Source organism: Romboutsia sp. 13368 (genome assembly GCF_018336475.1).
GTDB lineage: Bacteria > Bacillota > Clostridia > Peptostreptococcales > Peptostreptococcaceae > Romboutsia.
Genome location: NZ_CP048741.1, coordinates 1370560 through 1371589, shown reverse-complemented (window position 1 = coordinate 1371589; position 1030 = coordinate 1370560). Strand labels below are relative to the sequence as shown.

Below are 1030 nucleotides of genomic sequence, written 5' to 3'. Positions count from 1 at the left end.
TATACATATAGGAGATAATAAATGAATAATACTAAAAAATTAACAACTGCATCTATGATGTCATCTTTATTTGTGGTATGTACAATAGCTTTAGTTTCAAGTGGAATAGGATATACTTTTTACTTAGATTTTATAGTTCCTGTATTTTTTACAATGATTTGTTTAAAATGTGATTTGAAATATAGTGTATTATCAGGAGTAACAAGCCTTATTATTATAGGATTAATTCTTGGAAATCTAGGTACAGCTATATGGGCAACTCAGAGTGTAGTACTTGGAATACTTTGTGGAACACTTTTAAATAAAGATACTACGATCAAGGATGATTTAGTATATGGGTCTATAATATCAGTACTTTTTATGGTACTTATAGATATATATGCATCTAATTTAATTGGATATAGCTTTATGAAAGAGTTTCAAGGATACATAAAATACTTTAAAAACAAAGAATTTGCAAATACTATATACTATATGTTTATAGCACTTTATCCATTTGGATCAATGTTTAGTATATATTTTTTAGCTTTAATATTTGCAAAAAAATTAAATATACTTAGTGGAAACTCTAAGAAAAAGTATAAGATAATAAAAAACTTTAGAAACTATTCAAGATTTATATCTTGTTCAAAAAATGTATTTTATGCTTGTAGTTTATACTTTATAGCAGCACAAATATTAAAATTTATTAATTTTAATATAAGTAGTGTATACTTAAAAACTATATTTATAAGTGTAAAGTATTTATGTGGGTATTTTATTATATCAGATGGGTATACTGTAATACAAAATTATATAATGTCTAAATATAAAAAAATAGCTTATGCAAGATATTTATCATTACTAACCATTATATCTTTAGTATTAGTATTTAATATATCTGTACTAGCTATAATAGTATTAAATATTATATTAGATAAAAAAATAAGTATAAGACTTCAACAAGTAGATATAGTAAATAGATTAGTTAACCAATAAGATATTACAATATTAACTATGTTTAAATTATTTATTTATAAATTTAAAGTAA

The 1030-nt window shown here is 21.7% G+C and carries 1 protein-coding gene; it reads left to right on the top strand.

The window, feature by feature from the left end; genetic code table 11:
- Positions 1–21 precede the first annotated feature (21 nt).
- Complete coding sequence (locus G3997_RS05565) at positions 22–978, top strand: DUF2232 domain-containing protein (protein WP_296644159.1); 957 nt, start codon at positions 22–24, stop codon at positions 976–978.
- Positions 979–1030 lie beyond the last annotated feature (52 nt).